Annotated in this window: 18 protein-coding genes; 8 read left to right on the forward strand and 10 right to left on the reverse strand. The window is 49.2% G+C overall.

All coding sequences use genetic code 11. The annotated features are described in order from the left end of the window. Positions 1–175 precede the first annotated feature (175 nt). Together EQU24_RS21285 and pgl are read left to right on the forward strand one after the other, a co-directional pair. Positions 176–1165: a M28 family peptidase gene (locus EQU24_RS21285; RefSeq protein ID WP_017841626.1), complete on the forward strand. Its 990-nt coding sequence runs from the start codon at positions 176–178 to the stop codon at positions 1163–1165. A 413-nt stretch (positions 1166–1578) separates the two neighbouring features. After that, positions 1579–2268, forward strand: coding sequence for a 6-phosphogluconolactonase (gene pgl / locus EQU24_RS21290; RefSeq protein WP_017841625.1), 690 nt, complete (start codon positions 1579–1581; stop codon positions 2266–2268). Positions 2269–2493: 225 nt separating this feature from the next. On the opposite strand, the gene EQU24_RS21295 is transcribed toward pgl, so the two are convergent. The 5 genes from EQU24_RS21295 to EQU24_RS21315 all read right to left on the reverse strand — a co-directional run bounded on the left by EQU24_RS21295 (position 2494) and on the right by EQU24_RS21315 (position 7910). Further along, positions 2494–2982: a DUF6515 family protein gene (locus EQU24_RS21295; protein WP_014150259.1), complete on the reverse strand. Its 489-nt coding sequence runs from the start codon at positions 2980–2982 to the stop codon at positions 2494–2496. Positions 2983–3109: 127 nt separating this feature from the next. After that, a complete protein-coding gene (locus EQU24_RS21300; RefSeq protein WP_017841624.1) occupies positions 3110–3493 on the reverse strand; it encodes a periplasmic heavy metal sensor in 384 nt (127 codons plus the stop codon). A gap of 554 nt (positions 3494–4047) precedes the next feature. After that, positions 4048–4731, reverse strand: a complete 684-nt coding sequence (locus EQU24_RS21305; protein ID WP_017841623.1) for a response regulator — start codon at positions 4729–4731, stop codon at positions 4048–4050. A gap of 549 nt (positions 4732–5280) precedes the next feature. Then, positions 5281–6729 (reverse strand): ATP-binding protein, encoded by a 1449-nt coding sequence (locus EQU24_RS21310; protein ID WP_026130271.1) that lies wholly within the window; start codon positions 6727–6729, stop codon positions 5281–5283. 377 nt (positions 6730–7106) lie between these two features. Further along, positions 7107–7910, reverse strand: coding sequence for a response regulator (locus tag EQU24_RS21315; RefSeq protein WP_017841621.1), 804 nt, complete (start codon positions 7908–7910; stop codon positions 7107–7109). 355 nt (positions 7911–8265) lie between these two features. Between EQU24_RS21315 and EQU24_RS21320 the strand changes: the two genes are divergently transcribed. Next, the gene (locus EQU24_RS21320; protein WP_014150254.1) at positions 8266–9018 is read left to right on the forward strand and encodes a DUF5765 domain-containing protein; all 753 of its coding nucleotides are present in this window, start codon (positions 8266–8268) and stop codon (positions 9016–9018) included. Positions 9019–9233: 215 nt separating this feature from the next. Then, positions 9234–10073 (forward strand): 23S rRNA (adenine(2030)-N(6))-methyltransferase RlmJ, encoded by an 840-nt coding sequence (locus tag EQU24_RS21325; RefSeq protein ID WP_017841620.1) that lies wholly within the window; start codon positions 9234–9236, stop codon positions 10071–10073. Between the two features lie 22 nt (positions 10074–10095). Here the strand turns inward: EQU24_RS21325 and EQU24_RS21330 are convergent, their stop codons facing one another. From EQU24_RS21330 to EQU24_RS21345, 4 genes are all read right to left on the reverse strand, one after another. Next, entirely contained in the window at positions 10096–10764 is a 669-nt protein-coding gene (locus EQU24_RS21330; protein WP_017841619.1) for an ABC transporter ATP-binding protein, read from the reverse strand. After that, positions 10764–11897 carry an efflux RND transporter periplasmic adaptor subunit gene (locus EQU24_RS21335; RefSeq protein WP_017841618.1) on the reverse strand — a complete coding sequence of 378 codons (1134 nt, stop codon included), beginning with the start codon at positions 11895–11897 and terminating at the stop codon, positions 10764–10766. The genes EQU24_RS21330 and EQU24_RS21335 overlap by 1 nt, the downstream gene beginning before the upstream one ends. Further along, entirely contained in the window at positions 11894–13123 is a 1230-nt protein-coding gene (locus EQU24_RS21340) for an NADP-dependent isocitrate dehydrogenase (RefSeq protein WP_017841617.1), read from the reverse strand. The genes EQU24_RS21335 and EQU24_RS21340 overlap by 4 nt, the downstream gene beginning before the upstream one ends. A gap of 299 nt (positions 13124–13422) precedes the next feature. Then, on the reverse strand, positions 13423–13944 hold the full coding sequence (locus tag EQU24_RS21345) for an ankyrin repeat domain-containing protein (protein WP_017841616.1): 522 nt from the start codon (positions 13942–13944) through the stop codon (positions 13423–13425). A 101-nt stretch (positions 13945–14045) separates the two neighbouring features. On the opposite strand from EQU24_RS21345, the gene apaG reads away from it, so the two are divergent. From apaG to EQU24_RS21370, 4 genes are all read left to right on the forward strand, one after another. Continuing rightward, positions 14046–14402: a Co2+/Mg2+ efflux protein ApaG gene (gene apaG, locus EQU24_RS21350; RefSeq protein ID WP_408607033.1), complete on the forward strand. Its 357-nt coding sequence runs from the start codon at positions 14046–14048 to the stop codon at positions 14400–14402. A 2-nt stretch (positions 14403–14404) separates the two neighbouring features. Next, a complete protein-coding gene (locus EQU24_RS21355; protein WP_017841615.1) occupies positions 14405–15238 on the forward strand; it encodes a symmetrical bis(5'-nucleosyl)-tetraphosphatase in 834 nt (277 codons plus the stop codon). 692 nt (positions 15239–15930) lie between these two features. After that, on the forward strand, positions 15931–16209 hold the full coding sequence (locus EQU24_RS21365; protein ID WP_017841614.1) for a hypothetical protein: 279 nt from the start codon (positions 15931–15933) through the stop codon (positions 16207–16209). Beyond that, positions 16196–16522, forward strand: a complete 327-nt coding sequence (locus EQU24_RS21370; RefSeq protein ID WP_017841613.1) for a hypothetical protein — start codon at positions 16196–16198, stop codon at positions 16520–16522. The genes EQU24_RS21365 and EQU24_RS21370 overlap by 14 nt, the downstream gene beginning before the upstream one ends. A 213-nt stretch (positions 16523–16735) precedes the next feature. Here the strand turns inward: EQU24_RS21370 and EQU24_RS21375 are convergent, their stop codons facing one another. Further along, on the reverse strand, positions 16736–17056 hold the full coding sequence (locus tag EQU24_RS21375) for a tyrosine-type recombinase/integrase (protein WP_083877759.1): 321 nt from the start codon (positions 17054–17056) through the stop codon (positions 16736–16738). Positions 17057–17116 lie beyond the last annotated feature (60 nt).

Raw genomic sequence — 17116 nt, forward strand, 5'->3', positions numbered from 1 at the left:
ATCATCGAAGCCGAGATTAATAACGCACAACGAAATCGAAGCCACAACACCAAAGCTTCGAAAAACAAAGAGGGCTTAGCATCACAGGTATCGACATCGCGACGAAGGCGTCGCTCCCACAATAGGTTTCGACCTGGATAGAGATTCAATGCATAGCCTTACCGGAGTTTTAACAATGATCATGCGTCCTATGATTTTGAGCGCGGCTTTGGCCGCATTTTTTGCTGCAAGCGTTAAGGCGAACGATGCTCGACAGGCATTTTCGTCAGTGGAACTCGATATGACCGAACAACGTTTAAAAGAGCACCTTAAAGCATTGACAGTGACCATCGGCGAGCGTAGCGTGCGTTTTCCGGAGCATCTCGAAAAAACGGCGGCCTATATAGAGTCTTTTTATCGAGGCCTTGGCATGACGACGGAAAGAGAGCCTTACGATTATCGGGATATGACGGTGGCCAATGTAATAGCGCGTCTCGAACCGGAGAAACAATCCGCCCGGCATTATTTGATAGGCGCCCATTACGATTCGGTTACCGGAACGGTAGGCGCAGACGACAACGCCAGCGCAATAGCCGTGCAATTGGAGACGGCGCGCCAATTGCTAGCCTTGTCGAAACAAGGCCGACTCGATACGGCTGTCAGTTTTGTTTCTTTCGCGCTGGAAGAACCGCCGGTATTCGGGACTCGGTACATGGGCAGCCGGGTTCATGCAAGAAGGGCCCGGGAGGCGGGGCAAAATATCGACGGCATGCTTTGCCTTGAGATGGTTGGTTATACTTGCCACGAGCCAAGCTGCCAACGCTATCCGTTTCCCTTGATGTTCCTGGGCTATCCAAAACAAGGCGATTTTATCGGCATCGTGGGCAACTTCAGTTCCTTGCCGTTGACCCGTTCGTTGCACCGGTCTTTTCAACAGAACCCAAACCTTCCGGTCGTCAAGCTCACTGTGCCGCTGAGCGGACGGATCATGCCGGCGGTGCGCTTAAGCGATCATGCTTCTTTTTGGGACGAAGGCTACCGAGCCGTAATGATCACCGATACCGCCTTTTACCGCAATCCTCACTATCACCGAAGCACCGACACGATGGAGACGTTGGATTACCGGTTCATGGCGGAACTGGTTCAGAGTCTGGTAGGTTTTTTTGCCGACCGGCAAGCCGAATAAATTCGTAATCTGTCGGCAGGGAGCGTTCAGTCAAATCGGCGAGGACGTTTGTATTGCCGGCCGGCTTATAGGCATGAAGAGATGGAAAGCCCGGTAAGAACGTGGACTCAAGAAACGAGTACCGAAGAACTGATACAATTGTTCTTCGATTAAAGCAACCCGGAAAAGCCGTAATTGAAGAGAAATCGAGATGAAGGGGTTTCTTCATGTTCATTGGATTAATTTTAGAAAAAGCATTTTGTCCACGAAAATCACGAAAATATCCAAATAGTTATGTTTTTCAAGTTGCTCACCCAAAGGGTAATTTAACAGATTTATGTAACTGCATGATTACTTTCGTTTATTTCGTGGGCTGACTGCCGAATTAAGATTAATGCCTTACTACCCATTACCCACCGAGAGGACTTAAAACCATGCAAAAAATCCATTGGCATTCGTTTGCGACAGCGGACAAGGTCGCCGCGTCCGCTGCACAGCAAATCCTTGCCGCCTCCGAACAAGCCATCGCGGCGAGAGGTGCCTTCAAATTAGTCTTAGCGGGTGGAAGCACGCCCGAAAAGGTTTATCAATTGTTAGCCGAAAGCTCGGCCGATTGGAACAACTGGCATATCTATTATGGAGACGAGCGCTGTTTGCCTGTCGATCATGCCGACCGCAATAGCCGCATGGCTGGCTCGGTATTTTTGGATAAGGTTTCTATTCCTTCCGGGCAAATCCATACGATGCCGGCCGAACTCGGCCCGGAAAAAGCGGCCGAAGCCTACCGCCCGACGATCGAACAGGTCGGCCGATTCGATATGGTCTTGTTAGGTATGGGCGAAGACGGACATACCGCGAGCTTATTTCCAGGCCATGTTCATTCAAGCGATGAGACGGTGCATGCCGTGTTTAATTCGCCGAAGCCGCCGCCGGAAAGAATTTCTTTGAGCTCCAAAGCCCTCAGCAATAGCCTGCAGGTGTTGTTTTTAGTGACCGGGGCCGGCAAACAAGAAGCCGTCAAGCAATGGCGTCAAGGAGAAGTATTGCCGGTCGCATTAATCAGACCGGACGCCGGCGTCGATGTTTATATCGATGAGGCAGCCCTTGGCGATGCTTGTAGATAACGCTCCATAAGCCTCTCACTGAAATCGGCCACTAAGAACACGAAGGGAGGGCGAACTTTAATTTTTACGCCCTCCGTGTTCTTTCTAATTGAATTTAGGGGCTACTCACTTAACGCGGGACAGTTTAAGGTTAATCCGTTCTTGGTGAGCCCTTCGGCTGCGCTCAGGGCGAACGGTTAATCCTTAGTGCTTTTGTCCCACCTTAATTGGGAAGCCAATTTGGGTTTATCGCCAAAGCACAATGCCTGGATTATTGACGACGATGTAGCCTCTCGGGTGCCTACGATAAAACGTATTGCCTACGACAAAATAAGGTGAGCCTCGCCAAATCATTTGATGATGCAGTCTCGGCAATGTGGCGATGATCGCGCCGATCGGCGCATCGACGATGATATAGCCTGATTGAAACGGCTGATAATAAAAGCCATCATAAAAATAGTAGCTCGAACGGTCGATCACTATCCTCGATGCGCCGCGAGGCAAAGGTCTAGTCCGGTGACCGGGTTTATAATAATGCGGATAGGGCGGAGATGGCGTGTAGTGTTGCCGAGGCGTCGCATATATGCGTGTTCGCGGCGCTTGCGGCGGCGCAGTCCGTTGTTTCGAATAACTGTGCCGACTCGAACGAGGCCGGTGATCTTGAGCATAGACGGCGCTATTCATCAACAGCATCGCACTCATGGCCAAGACGACTATTTTTGTTAGACTTTTCATAACGATCTCCCGGTGGTACCGAGCGAAACCGCTATCCGTCCCTGGCTTGCGGTTGTATTTTGTCTACCGATACTTGCCTTCTCAGCCGTACTCTTTGTTTATCGCTTAGAAGATCAAGTCGTTGCGCTTATTGTGCGTCGACAGTTTTGCCGGATTTCCTTTCCTGTCTTTCCTGGCGTCTCTCTTGACGTTTTTCCTGACGTTTTTCCTGCCATGTTTCATTACGCTGCTGTTTTAACGCTTCCATTTTTTGCATTTGTTCTTCATTCAGCACTTCCTGCATGCGGCCGCGGGTTTCTTCGTGTATCGCTCGGTATTTTTCATGCTGTTCCTTGAAAATGGATTCCAGCTGAGTGCGTTGCTCTTCAGTCAAGTCCAAATCCTTGGCTAAGCGCTCTATTCTTTGTCCATGACGGCCTTCCATATCGCCTTTTCCGCCGCCGGGAGGGAATGCGGCTGCAGTCAACGGAAGTGCCAATGCGATTGCGATTGCGATGATTTTTTTGTTCATGATCTTATCCTCTTGGGGTTAGTAATAAAAGAACGGTTTATCTCCGTTCTTGATAATTAATATAAACGCCAAATGCGTAAACAATTTGCAGCAATTGTGGAAAGATTGTGAAAGTGTATGACAACGGTTGAAACTCAAAGCTTTCTATAAAAAAGCATTCCTCCATGAAGGGCATGAAGTTAGCTCAAGTTTTTGCCTGATTAGCAAGATGCTTCAGCTTGCCGAAGCCAACTGTCCGAGCAGTGACCAGTCGTAGCCACTTCTGCGGGACGGGTTATTTAACCCGTCCCCAACGTTTCGGTTTGCCCTAAACATTTCGGCTGACTTCTTTTGCAGGAGCAAAAATCTACCCTGCCGCCGACGCCTGCCGATCGAGCAACCGCACCCTCTTCGAAACCGGCATTGTGTTGCATATCGAAAAATTAGATAAAGAGTCTCAACCTACGAACTTTCACAGTAAAGGATATTCATAGCTTTATAGCAAACCGTTGAAAGAATTAGTGAACTTCATGTGTTTCAGGGGTAAATTGTCGAGTTAGGTCTACTGCTCACCGTTAGCCCTCGTTCGATTGCGGTTCGTAACGGTAACCGGCACCGTAAACCGAGTGGACTAATTCCTGTCCCGGTAACAAGTCCGACAATTTCTTGCGCAATTTCTTGATATGGCTATCGATCGTCCGATCGGAAACGATGCGTTGGTCCTGATAGATCAAATCCATTAATTTAGAACGCGAAAAAATTCGTCCGGGTTGATCGTATAAGGCCTGCAATAATTGAAATTCCACCGCAGTCAATTCGGTTTCCCTATGCCCCGCCCGGACTCGAAAACTTTCCGACATCAGCGATATCGGACCTTCCCTGCCGCTTACCTTTTGCGGCTGCAGCCTGCGCAAGACTGCTTTGACGCGAGCAACCATTTCGCGCGGACTAAACGGTTTACAAATATAATCATCCGCGCCTAATTCTAAGCCCAGCAACCTGTCGACTTCTTCGATACGTGCGGTCACGATAATGATCGGTACTGAACTGAAGCCCCGTATTTCGCGGCAAATATCCAAACCGTCTTTTCCCGGCAGCATCAAATCCAGCAAAATCAAATCGACCGGATTTTGTTTCAACCACGGCACTACTTTAAGACCGTCATCGAGGCAATCGGTTGCATAACCGGCATTATGTAAATAATCCGCCTCCAGACGAGCTAATTTGAGTTCGTCTTCGACAATCAAGATACGGTTCATAAAATATTCCTCGGATCAAAAGTCTCCCATTATTAGCCGCAATGGAGACCGTGGATGAGCCTACTTCCTTTGATCGAAAAACCGTCTAAGAATAAAGTTAGCCATTTTTTGAGTATAAAGGGAGTAGAAAAAACATTTCACCATGAAGATCATGAAGAATAAGAAGAAGCTAACTCGATAACTTGCTACGCGTTCGTATAAAACTTTCGCTCACCCGGTAGGTTAGCGGGGATACTCAGACAACTTCTTGAGTAATTTAATGAACTTCATGTGCTTCATGGTTAAACTGCCGATTTTACTGTGAAAGTTCGTAGATTTTGGCTCTTTATCTAATTTTTCGATAGTTGAAACTCGGCAGAGAAAATACCGGTTCCGGAAAGGGGGCGGTTGCTCGATCGACAGGCGTTGGCGGCAGGATAGCCGCCATCGAGCCTACATGGACGTATTCACGGTGTCCTGTCGGGCGAGCGACCGCGCCCTCCCCACGCCTCGTACTTTCATTTGCCGGGGTGATTGCCGCGCTTTCATGAACGATAGGATGAAACTTTCTTAAGATAATAACGGTAGCGCAATACGGATGTTAAGCCCGCCCAATTTTGATTTCCCGGCTGTAATCGTACCGTTGTGCGCATGGACGATATTCGCGCAAATGGCAAGGCCTAGTCCTGCGCCGCCATGATGTCGGCTGCGGGAACTTTCGACTCGATAAAAGCGATCGAATAAATGCCCTATTTCCTGTTCAGGTACGCCGGGCGCGCTGTCGGCGAATTCGATCAGCAACGAACCGCTTTTTTTCATGACGAAGATCTTCAAGCAACCGTCGGTATCGGTATACTTGGCGCTGTTGCTCAATAGGTTGCGGAATAGTTGCGACAATCGGTCCGGGTCGGCATGAATGCGCACGGCTTTGGTCAGACGATTCAGCAACTCCAAGCGGATTTGCCGGTTATCGAATTCCGGCGATAAGGCGGTGACATCCTCCTGCAACACTGTCATCGGGTCGAGCGTTTGCTTGCGATAGCTTAACGCCCCCTGGTCCGAAAGCGCCAATTGATAAAGATCCTCCGTCAAACGATTCAGTCTCATGACATCGCCAAGCAGCGAATCGACCGCTTCGGCTGTCAGTGGGCGGATTCCGTCTTGCAAGGCCTCCAATTCTCCATGCAGCACCGCCAAAGGCGTACGCAACTCATGGGAAATATCGGCGACCCAGCGCCGTTTCGATTGTTCGGACCGTTCCAACGCCGTTGCCAATTCGTTAAAATCGCGCGCCAAATCGCCGAGTTCGTCAGAGGATTCGACAGGAAGCCTTACATCGTATCGACCGATAGCAAGCGCTTTCGCCGCCGTGGTGATCCGCTTTAGCGGCCTTCCCAGTATGTAAGCCAATAACCAAGCCAGAAAGGCGGACAACAATATCATCAATAAGGCAATCCAGACGAAGGCCTTGGCCTGACCCTCGATAAATCGCAATTCGCCGGGTTGGCTCGGCGTTTTACCCGGCAAAATTCCCAAATATCCGACAATACCGTCTTGGTAATGGATAGGCTCTAGTTCCTCCAGTTTCTCTACTGCATCGGCACGTCCGTATATGATCGTTCGATCTGCGCGCAACAGCATAACGCGCAGTTGCAAAGGCGTATAACGCCGGCTCATCGAATTTTCCGGCATAGCCGGAGGCCAATAGCCCGACGGTTCGCTTTGCGCCTGCTCTATCAAACTAGGCGGCGGACGATGGCGGCGCTGATCGGACTGCCACAATAACTGAATCCATAATTGTTTATTAGCAGCCAACTTTTCCCAATCGTGTTCTTGAGCATAATAATCGCTAAGCGTTTCGATCAGCGCCGATACGCGCTCCTGCTGTCTCGATTTGATGAATTCGTTAAAACCCCGATCCAAAGACCAGCGCATAAACACATACATACCCGAAACCAAAAGCAGCGTGGTGAGCAGGAAAGTCAGGAATAATTTGACACGTATACTTCGTGCGTTCATGTTTGCGGCTTTTATGGCAATGCTATTTTGTTCGAGAGCAAGGCGCGAAAACAGGCGCATAGCAAGCTATGTAACTGTTTTCGTAACGCCGCTATCGAACAAAAGAGCGCGTTAGAAAACAGCAAATGTGGCCGCGCGAAGTATATATACCTTTCGCACTTCAAATTTCGGCAGTGCCTGAGGAGGCGCCAGGGTGTGCGGCAAAGGCTTTGCCAGCATGGAGCTGGCATAGAGCCTACAGGGATGTATTCACGGCGTCCTTTGGCGGACACCCTGGTGCCGAATTTTGATCTGCGATGGGTATAGACTGGCGCACAAGCTTTACCCATTAAGCGATAGCTCATTGTCGCCGGAAATTGTGCAAAAATTAAGAAGTGTTAGCCGTTCAGCACCCGGAATAAGATTTCTTTAACGTTTTGCGGCTCGAAGGGTTTGTCGCAAATCGCCGATACGCCGGCTTGCTGAACTTGATCCAAGCGGGTTTCGTTCGATTCGCTGGTCACCATGAGAATCGGTATGAAGGTATTTTGCCGGTCGTTGCGGATGTGGCTAATCAGCTCTCGTCCGTCCATTTCCGGCATGTTGTAATCGGTCACGATTAAATCGAAGGCTTCGCCGGTCGCTTGAAATAGCTCGGCCGCCGCCTTACCGTCATTGGCCGTGGTAATCTGAGTGATGCCCATGTTATTCAATACCCGAACGATATGCTTACGCGCCATCGAACTGTCGTCGACCACCAAGACGCGCAAGGCTTCGATCGCATAATTATCCAACTCGAGTTCTTCCGGTTCGATGAATTCGATCGTCGAGCGCAGGGCTCTTCGCAAATTGTCATGATCGAAGGGCTTGGGCAAGATCGCCACGACGCCGGCCTGCCGGATCGGGTCTAATGCCGAAAACCGAGTCTCGCTGGATATCAACATAAACGGGACGTCGTTTAGTTCTTGATTGGCTTTGATTTTGACAATCATTTCGGCAGCCGTCATGTCCGGCAAATACATACTACTAATGATTAAATCGGGCTTATAATCGGACAATATCATCAAAGCCGAATTACCCGAATCCGCCCCTTCAATACTGGCAATCCCTTCTTCCTTAAGATGTTTGATAATGACTTTAAGCTGCGTTGAGGATGGTTCGACCAGTAAAATCGATAAGTCTTCTATTTTTAAAGATGTCATAAGCGGTTGATTGATGCGTTCCCGTTGCAGTTAGCGGTATTTAGAAAGCAATTGTATCCATAGTCAAATAAAGTCTACTCCCTGCTAACGGCTAACCGTTCACCACTGACTCAATATTTTTCTAAAGTTTAGACGTATTTCTTGCCTTTTGCAGTCTCGTGCCCGGATTTAATCGAGACTAAATTTTTTACGAATGAAATCAATAAACCGGAAGCTTTGTAATATAATCACGCGCACGGTTTCGGCTTCTAATGAATTACCCGAATTCAGTCGAAACAATAAAATTATAAAATAGTACTAAAAAGGCCCGCTAAAACCGGGATCTCTATAACTATAACAAATGAGGATAGGAATTATGTGTTGGAGTGGAGAAGCATCGACCGTTTTGGCGGCTGCAGGGCTGTCGACGGCGGTTTATGTCGCCAGGAAAGGCGAATCGAACGAATTGTGGATTCCCTTGGTGTATTTTGCACTGATGGAACTCCTGCAAGCGGCAACCTACGTTTACATCAATCTATGCGACAATCCGAATAATCAGATATTGACGCTTTTCGGTTATGTTCACATCGCTTTTCAGCCATTTTTCGTCAATATGGTCGCAATGTATTTCATTCCGGAAAGCGTCAAATTAAAAATTCGTACGACTGTTTATACGATTTGCGCGATGGGATCGTTGGCAATGTTGGTTAAAATGTTTCCTTTCGATTGGGCAGGATCATGCCAAATCGGTGTCGAAGGTTTTTGCGGACCGGCGACCTGTTCGGTATCCGGCGATTGGCATATCGCTTGGCAAATGCCATTGAACGGCCTGATGTCCGAACCGCAAAGCTGGTTATTCGGTTTCGATTGGGGGTTGCATGCTTTTACTTATATTTTGGTGTCTTTCTATCTGCCGCTACTTTACGGATCTTGGCGTTTTGTCGGATTCCATTATTTAATCGGTCCGTTCGTTTCCGATCTGACCACGACCGACCCGAACGAATATGCCGCTGTTTGGTGTCTGTTTTCGATTGCATTATGCGTATCGGTTATCAAAACGCCAATCCGCAAGCATTTGCATGTCAAAACATGGCCTTATTATCACCGCCAAGTGTCGGACGCTTTATAGCGGTCTAAAACAGCACTCTGTCCGGCTCATTGACGTCGCAGTCAACAGGGGACGCGACAGTCCGGTAGGGATCGCCGGAATCCGGCTGCCAGGGATGGCGCCGAATCTATTTTTCTGGTTCCCACGGCCCTCCGTGGGAACCCATACCGTGGCTGCCGAGGCAATATCGGCATGCATTCCCGCCTTATTAAAATTTCTAGTGCGAAGCCAAAATCATGCTCAGCTACCGTCACGGATTTCATGCCGGCAATTTCGCGGATGTACTCAAACACAGCCTGCTTTGTTTGACGATCATCGAACTCAAGAAAAAAGACAAACCCTTCGTTTATATCGACACACATGCCGGCGCCGGGGCCTATTCTTTGCAGTCGCCCTTTGCCGAAAAAACCGGCGAATACCGGCAAGGCATCGGTCGCCTATATCCCAGCCAAACCTTTCACCCTTTGCTCGATAGTTATTTCGCTGGAATTCGCTCGTTAAACACCAATAGTAAACTAAGCCATTATCCCGGGTCGCCGGAATTTGTCCGTGCGTTGATGCGCTCTCAGGACAGAATGCAACTTAGCGAACTGCACGGTAGCGATTTTGCGGTCTTGCAAGAACGCTACCGTAACGGCCGGCAAATCAGCGTTGCCCAAGAGGACGGCTTAAAAAATCTATTAAAAAAACTGCCGCCTCCACAAAAAAGAGGATTGATTTTTATCGACCCGAGTTATGAAGTGAAGGAGGATTACAGCAGTGTGGTTGACACGCTCGCAAAAGCGTACCGACGTTTCGCCATCGGTGTGTATTGTCTTTGGTATCCCGTGATTCGCCGAGAAACAGTCGATAATCTAATGGCCGCACTCGTCGAGACCGGTATCAAAAAACAATTGCGAATCGAACACTGTATTCTTCCGGACAGCGAAGAATTGGGCATGACCGGATCGGGCTTGTTGTTCATCAATCCGCCTTGGCAATTGGAAAGCCAGGCCCGGGAATTAATGCCTTGGCTGAACGATAGGCTTACGGATGGTATGGGGACTTGGTCTGTCGATTGGCTGGTTCCGGAATGATATGACCCGATAAAGTCACGATTCATGTTTCAGCTTCGATTTTGCCGTCCACGATACGAATCTTGCGTTTGGCCCGCTCGCCGATCGACGGGTCGTGCGTGATCACCACCAAGGTCACGCCTTGCTCGTTAAGACGCTCCAATAGATCGATGATTTCGGCGCCCGATTTGCTGTCGAGATTGCCGGTCGGCTCGTCGGCTAGCAGAATACCGGGATTCATGATCATCGCTCGGGCGATCGCGACGCGCTGCAACTGGCCGCCGGATAATTGATCGGGCCTATGGCCGGCTCGATCGGATAAACCGACTTGCTTCAAGGCTGTTTCGATTCGCTGTTGCCGTTCCTTGCGGTCGATTCCGGCCAGCATCATCGGCATTTCGACATTTTCGGCGGCGGTCAGGCGAGGGATCAAATGAAAAAATTGGAACACGAAGCCGATATTTTCGCGGCGCACCTTGGCCAATTCGTCATCACTGTACTGTGTAATATCCCGGTCATTTAAAAAATAGTGCCCGGAACTAGGCTGATCCAGCAGCGCGATCACATTCAATAAAGTCGACTTTCCGGAACCCGACGGCCCCATCACCGATAGATATTCGCCGTGCGCAATGGTCAGATCGATATCGTCGAGGGCATGCACCGACTGTTCCCCGACTTGAAAATACCGGTGAATGTCTTCCAGGCGAATCATTACTTTTCGCGCACCGCAACGCCTGCCTCGATGCCTTCCTGGCCTACCGAGAACACGACCCGATCGCCCTTGTCGAGCCCCGACACGACTTCGGTAAAATTCCAATTCGCCAAGCCCGGTTCGAAGCGGCGCTCTTCAAGAACGCCGTCGGCTCCGATCAACAGAACCCGCTCGGTACCTAGAATCGCTTCGGCAGGCAGTCTCAAGGCGCTGTCCTTGCGCGCCAACAATACTTCGACATCGGCGCTGTAACCGGGCATCAAACCTTCAAGGTCCTTCGGGTCCGTTAATATGACTTCGATTTCGACGGTGCGCGCCTGTTTTTCCTTTTCCAAGACATAAGGTGCGATGCGCGATACTTTGCCGGAACAACGCTCTCCGCTAAACGCATCGAGCGACACGCAAGCCTGCATCCCGGTTCTGATCTGTGCGGCATCGACTTCATCGATCGGCGCCGAGACAAACAAACAACTGAGATCCAGCAAATCGATCGGCGGCAATGTGAGAATGCCGGGCGGCGACGGCGTGACGAATTCGCCCACTTCGGCGTTGACTTCGGCGACGACACCGTCGAACGGCGCGCGTATCATCGTGCGTTCGACGGCGGCCTTGGCGACATTCAAATTCGCAATACCGACCTCGACGTTAGTGCGGGCAGACCGACAACTGGCTTGTTGCGCCTTGGCCTGAGTCACGGCCTTGTCAACCATATCGACCGAAACGAATTGTTTGCTTTTTTGCAATTTAACCAGTCGGTCGGCCTCTCGTCCGGCGCCTGCGGCGAGCTCGCAAATTTGTTCGGCATTGGCTCGATTGACTTTGATTTGTGCCGATTGAAGCTCGACTTGCGCCTTCAAATCGTCGTTCCAGATTTCGAGCAACAATTGATTTCTTTTGACGCCATCGCCTTCCGCGACATGCAATGCCGCCACCTGGCCGCCGGTAGCCGGAGCCAAATAGGATCTACGGCAAGCCTTGACGGTGCCGACACGGGTATTCGACACGGTCGCCTTGACCTCTCCGTCGGTCAAAACATAAACCTCGACTTCGACCGGCTTGGGCCGTTTCGCGTAATAATAAGCGCCGACGATAACGCCCATCACCGCAAGGCTAATGAGTGCCGATCGACTCATGTTGTCAGGCGCTGCTCCAGATTCGTTCGCAACACGTTTAAAAAGTCTTCGGTAGTTAAATAATGCGAGTCGTTCAGGTCGTCTCCGTGAATACACAAGGCCAGGTCTTTGGTCATTTGCCCTGCTTCGACGGTTTCGACGCAAACTTTCTCAAGCGTGTCGCAAAAATCGATCAAGGCCTGATTGCTATCCAACTTGCCGCGAAACGCAAGGCCCCGCGTCCAGGCGAAAATCGATGCGATTGGATTGGTCGAGGTCTTCTTGCCTTGTTGGTGCATGCGGTAATGCCGCGTGACGGTGCCGTGAGCAGCTTCGGCCTCCATGGTTTGACCGTCTGGCGTCACTAGGGTCGAAGTCATTAGTCCCAACGAACCGAAACCTTGCGCGACCGTATCGGATTGCACGTCGCCGTCGTAATTCTTGCAGGCCCAGACAAATGCGCCGTTCCATTTCAATGCCGAAGCGACCATGTCGTCGATCAATTTATGTTCGTAAGTTATGCCTTGCTCGGCGAAACGGTCCTTGTATTCGGCCTGATAGACCGCTTCGAATATATCCTTGAAGCGGCCGTCGTATTTTTTCAGAATCGTGTTCTTGGTCGACAAGTACAGCGGCCAACCGCGATCCAATGCGACATTGAAGCAACTGCGCGCGAATCCCGCGATCGACTCGTCGGTGTTGTACATCGCCAAGGCCACGCCGTCGCCTTCGAAATGATAGACTTCGAAATCCTGAACTTCGCCGCCGTCATCCGGGGTAAAGCTTATACGCAGCGTACCTTTGCCTTTCGTTAAAAAATCGGTCGCTCGGTATTGATCGCCGAAGGCGTGACGGCCGATGCAGATCGGTTGCGTCCAATTCGGGACCAACCGGGGTACGTTTCGGCAAATGATCGGCTCTCGGAACACGGTGCCGTCGAGAATATTCCGTATCGTCCCGTTCGGCGATTTATACATTTTCTTCAGATTGAATTCTTCGACACGCCCTTCGTCCGGCGTAATCGTTGCGCATTTAATACCTACGCCATGCTTTTTAATGGCATGAGCGGCATCGATTGTAATTTGATCGTCGGTCGCATCGCGTTGTTGAATACTCAAATCGTAATAATCGATCGTCAGGTCCAGGTAGGGCAGAATCAATTCTTGCTTGATGAAATGCCAAATGATTCGGGTCATTTCGTCGCCATCCAGTTCGACAACAGGCGATTTAACGGGGATTTTGGTCATGCCGCGCTCCTTTAGATTTTGGAATTAGGATTTCGTGATAAATAACGCCCTGGAATTATGAGCTTTGTTGAGGGTTCGGTAACTCGCTTGGCAGGACGCCGTGAATACGTCCTTGTAGGCTTGACGGCGGCGACTGATTGCCAAGGATGGCATGAATGCAGATTTTGCAGGAGCAAAAATCTGCCCTGCCGCCGACACCTGCCAATCGAGCAACCGAACCCTCCCGGAAGTTATTTACGACCAAATCCTTAGTAGGGAAGTATAGCTTTAATTGCTTACGAAAATCTCGATTCCCCTCTCTATTCTTCAGGCTTTTCTTGTTCTTCCGCAGGGGCTTCGCCTTCTTCCTCCACAGGCTCCGTTTCTTCGACTTCCGGTGCTTCCTGAGCGCCTGCTTGCTCGAGGATTTTGATGATGCGCTCATTACCGACTTTTTTCGCTCGACCCAATACCGTTATATTTTGATTGTCTTTGGCATTGACATCGGCGCCTGCCGTTATCAACAAGTTAACGATATTTTCATGACTGAACATCAATGCATCCATCAACGCCGTCGTCCCGGTATTATCGGCCATATTCACATCGGCGCCGTAAGCCAAGAGAGTTTGCGCAATCCGCGCATTACCGCCGAAACTCGCGCCCATCAATGCGGTGCGCCCGCCGGGAGTTGCGCTATTAACATTGAGGCCTTGAGCCAGAAGCGCTTCGACTCGGGCTTGATTACCGCCGACCGAGGCGGAAAACAAATCAACGGCACTTGCCGCGTAAACGTTCAATGGCAACAAAAGCAATAGAATAGTAAACGCTCTGTCGAATCTCATGTTGAATAGTTGCTTGCGTTTAAAACCGAGTTAAGTTGAAATACTAATCAATTTAGCATTCATAATTTATACCATCGTCGATGAGCACAAAAAATAAAATCATGATCGAGGCTACCCCTCATTTCATCGAAACGCAATCATACCCGGAAGAAGGACGTTACGTCTTCGCCTATACGATTACGATCACCAATGCCGGCATGATTCCGGCGAAATTATTGACTCGGCATTGGTTGATTACCGATGCCAACGGCAAAGTACAAGAGGTTACGGGCGAAGGCGTCATCGGCGAACAACCCTATCTCAAACCCGGCGAATCATTTCGTTATACCAGCGGCGCAATGATCGAAACGCCGGTAGGCGTGATGCAAGGCAAATATTCGATGCGCTCCGATGACGGCGAGGATTTTGAAGCTTATATCCCTAAGTTCACGCTGTCGATTCCTAGAACCTTACACTGACCATGTCCATTTATGCGATTGGCGATATTCAAGGTTGCTACGACGATTTGCTTAGACTATTGGATGCACTCCGATTCAATGAACGCTCCGACCAAATCTGGTTTGCGGGCGACTTGGTCAACCGCGGGCCGAAATCGCTGGAAACCCTACGTTTCGTAAGATCGCTTGGTTCCTCGGCCGTGACCGTACTGGGCAATCATGATTTACACTTGCTCGCTACGGCTTGTTCGATTAGATCCGAGCGCAAAAAAGACTCGCTGAGCGAAATCCTCGAGGCGCCGGACCGAGACGAACTGCTCGATTGGCTCAGACATCGGCCGCTGTTTCACTACAATGACGACTTTTGTCTCGTGCATGCCGGCCTGCCCCCGCAATGGGATTTCGACACGACCCGCGAAATGGCCGCTCTGGCGGAAAATGCACTACAAGATTCCAATTATGCCGATTTTCTCAAAGACATGTACGGCAACAAACCGAACCTATGGTCGCCTCAATTAAAAGGCGTCGAGCGGCTACGTTTTATTATCAATTGTTTTACGCGCATGCGCTATTGCGATGATAACGGCAAACTCGATTTTATTCATAACGGGCCGCCTGGAACCCAGTCTAAGAATTTAAAACCTTGGTTTGAAATTGCCAACCGTAAAAACGCCGACCTGCGCATCGTATTCGGACATTGGTCCTCGCTCGGTTACTATCGAGGCAACAATTGTTATTGCATCGACACCGGCTGTCTCTGGGGCGGCGCACTAACAGCGTTACATTTGGGAGAGAGTGTTTTCCGAGTCAGTATCGATTGCGAAGGCGTATTGAAGCCTAGGCAAAAAAAGAGCTGATTTATTGGTATTTCCCTTTCGGGTATTTGGTATCAGGTATTGACAAGCAAAATACCCATCGCTTCTATGGCATAATTATGCGCATGAACTTTGCGCCAAAAGTGCATCCACCACCACATACTCCAGCAATTCCCAGTTTGAGCAGTTTCGCCGATTTTAGGGTGTGGGGTATGCCTGTCGAGGAACGCCGTAAACCCATCCATGGGGGCTTGGCGGCAGCTCGAACGCCAAGGATGGCGTGTAGTAGGGCAATGCAGGACAGAAAAATGCTCCTGCATTTTCTGCATTCATTACATCCATGTAACTCAGCAATTGCCGAGGAGCAAAAACCTGCCCTGCTGCCGACATCCTCGCCAAGCATACCCCGCACCCTTTTTGATCTCCAAATTGGGAATTGCTGGCCGAATACCGGACAGTCGACTGGGTCGCAGAATGCCTTAACTATTAAATCTAGATTGCTACCCCGACCGGAGGGTGTTGGCCGATCTTTCAAAAATGGTTGATATGAGCCATAGTCCGGCATGGCGAATACGTTTATTATTTATCATAGTTTATTGAAATTGCTAAAAATTCGCTTACATCCCCGGTTATCTTCGCTTAGGTTTTTATCGAATATTTTCCCCCTTGTCGGGAGCTATTAATTTTTCCATGTTGGTGCTATAGTGCCTTCTTATATTATTAAGGAGGTTGCAATGTCGAGAGCAACTACACAACCTAGTGTCAAAGTCATTGGCGCAAATGGGCAAATCTCACTTGGGAAGCATTACGCTGGCCGACAAGTGCTAGTGGAGGAGCAAGAGCCGGGGGTATGGCTAATACGCACGGCAACTATCATCCCTGACAACGAAAGCTGGTTACACCAACCAAAAGCGGCTACAGACTTGCAAAATGCCTTGTCTTGGGCGCAAACCAATAAACCCGCTGAAAGTAATTTGGATAGCATGCTGGAGAAATTAAGTGGCGAAGAATGACCAAGATAAACTGGTCAGGCTTGATCTTAACAACCCTGTTTTTCAAAAAAACTTATTTATGCTGCAAAAGCCGGAAAGACACGCTGCCTTAGACTCTCTCAACAAAATACGGCAAATGACCTGGAATCAAGTTTATCGAGACAGCGGCATAAAGTGGGAAAAGATCATTAGTGTCAACCCCCCGACGGGGATTGATGCAATTTATTCGTTGCGGATCACCCAAGCCAGAAGGGCTACCGCTTATTGTGATGGCGATTTCATTCGTCTTCTAACCATTGCCCCTGACCACGATAACACCTATGGCAAAAAGTGACTCTCCTTAGATACCGGCTTTTCAATTGTCCTTAAAAAACCAAATTGTTTTCACGGCAAATGCCGAACTTCTCAATAGCAGCCAGTCACCAATGTCATTTTGGGTTTGAATCGAAATAGACTAAAACGACCCAAAGCCGTCATAGAATACTAATTTCTTAATGGCAGAAAAGCGAATAAAAGCAGTCACTTTATGATCGAAAAATAAGACAACTTATTCTGTATCAAAATCCAATGGACTTTTTGCTTGCTTGAGTGTTCTGCTTTGTACTATATGGGTATAAATCATCGTGGTTCTGATATCGCTGTGGTCTAGCAATTCCTGAATAGTGCGAATGTCATAATTGGATTCTAATAAATGGCTGGCGAAGGAATGCCGCAAAGTATGGGCGGTTGCCCGTTTGGTCAATTTAGCATCATTTACTGCACGCTTGATCGCTTTCTGTACCACAAACTCATGGATATGATAGCGCTTACGTTCTTGCGTTTCCGTGACCAATGTTAATGACTGTCGAGGGAAAAGCCACTGCCAAATGAATTTTTTGGCGGCATTTTTATATTTTTATTTTTGTAAATAAAGAGTGAAACTCCATCA

Origin of the sequence: Methylotuvimicrobium buryatense (assembly GCF_005931095.1) — a bacterium.
Taxonomy (GTDB): domain Bacteria; phylum Pseudomonadota; class Gammaproteobacteria; order Methylococcales; family Methylomonadaceae; genus Methylotuvimicrobium; species Methylotuvimicrobium buryatense.

Coding starts and splice junctions, on each gene's coding strand:
- EQU24_RS21285 (WP_017841626.1), top strand. CDS start 176: ATGATCATGCGTCCTATGATTTTGAGCGCGGCTTTGGCCGCATTTTTT.
- EQU24_RS21340 (WP_017841617.1), bottom strand. CDS start 13,123: ATGACCAAAATCCCCGTTAAATCGCCTGTTGTCGAACTGGATGGCGAC.
- EQU24_RS21320 (WP_014150254.1), top strand. CDS start 8,266: ATGTGTTGGAGTGGAGAAGCATCGACCGTTTTGGCGGCTGCAGGGCTG.
- EQU24_RS21345 (WP_017841616.1), bottom strand. CDS start 13,944: ATGAGATTCGACAGAGCGTTTACTATTCTATTGCTTTTGTTGCCATTG.
- EQU24_RS21300 (WP_017841624.1), bottom strand. CDS start 3,493: ATGAACAAAAAAATCATCGCAATCGCAATCGCATTGGCACTTCCGTTG.
- EQU24_RS21330 (WP_017841619.1), bottom strand. CDS start 10,764: ATGATTCGCCTGGAAGACATTCACCGGTATTTTCAAGTCGGGGAACAG.
- EQU24_RS21295 (WP_014150259.1), bottom strand. CDS start 2,982: ATGAAAAGTCTAACAAAAATAGTCGTCTTGGCCATGAGTGCGATGCTG.
- EQU24_RS21315 (WP_017841621.1), bottom strand. CDS start 7,910: ATGACATCTTTAAAAATAGAAGACTTATCGATTTTACTGGTCGAACCA.
- EQU24_RS21310 (WP_026130271.1), bottom strand. CDS start 6,729: ATGAACGCACGAAGTATACGTGTCAAATTATTCCTGACTTTCCTGCTC.
- EQU24_RS21325 (WP_017841620.1), top strand. CDS start 9,234: ATGCTCAGCTACCGTCACGGATTTCATGCCGGCAATTTCGCGGATGTA.
- EQU24_RS21355 (WP_017841615.1), top strand. CDS start 14,405: ATGTCCATTTATGCGATTGGCGATATTCAAGGTTGCTACGACGATTTG.
- EQU24_RS21365 (WP_017841614.1), top strand. CDS start 15,931: ATGTCGAGAGCAACTACACAACCTAGTGTCAAAGTCATTGGCGCAAAT.
- EQU24_RS21305 (WP_017841623.1), bottom strand. CDS start 4,731: ATGAACCGTATCTTGATTGTCGAAGACGAACTCAAATTAGCTCGTCTG.
- EQU24_RS21335 (WP_017841618.1), bottom strand. CDS start 11,897: ATGAGTCGATCGGCACTCATTAGCCTTGCGGTGATGGGCGTTATCGTC.
- pgl (WP_017841625.1), top strand. CDS start 1,579: ATGCAAAAAATCCATTGGCATTCGTTTGCGACAGCGGACAAGGTCGCC.
- apaG (WP_408607033.1), top strand. CDS start 14,046: ATGATCGAGGCTACCCCTCATTTCATCGAAACGCAATCATACCCGGAA.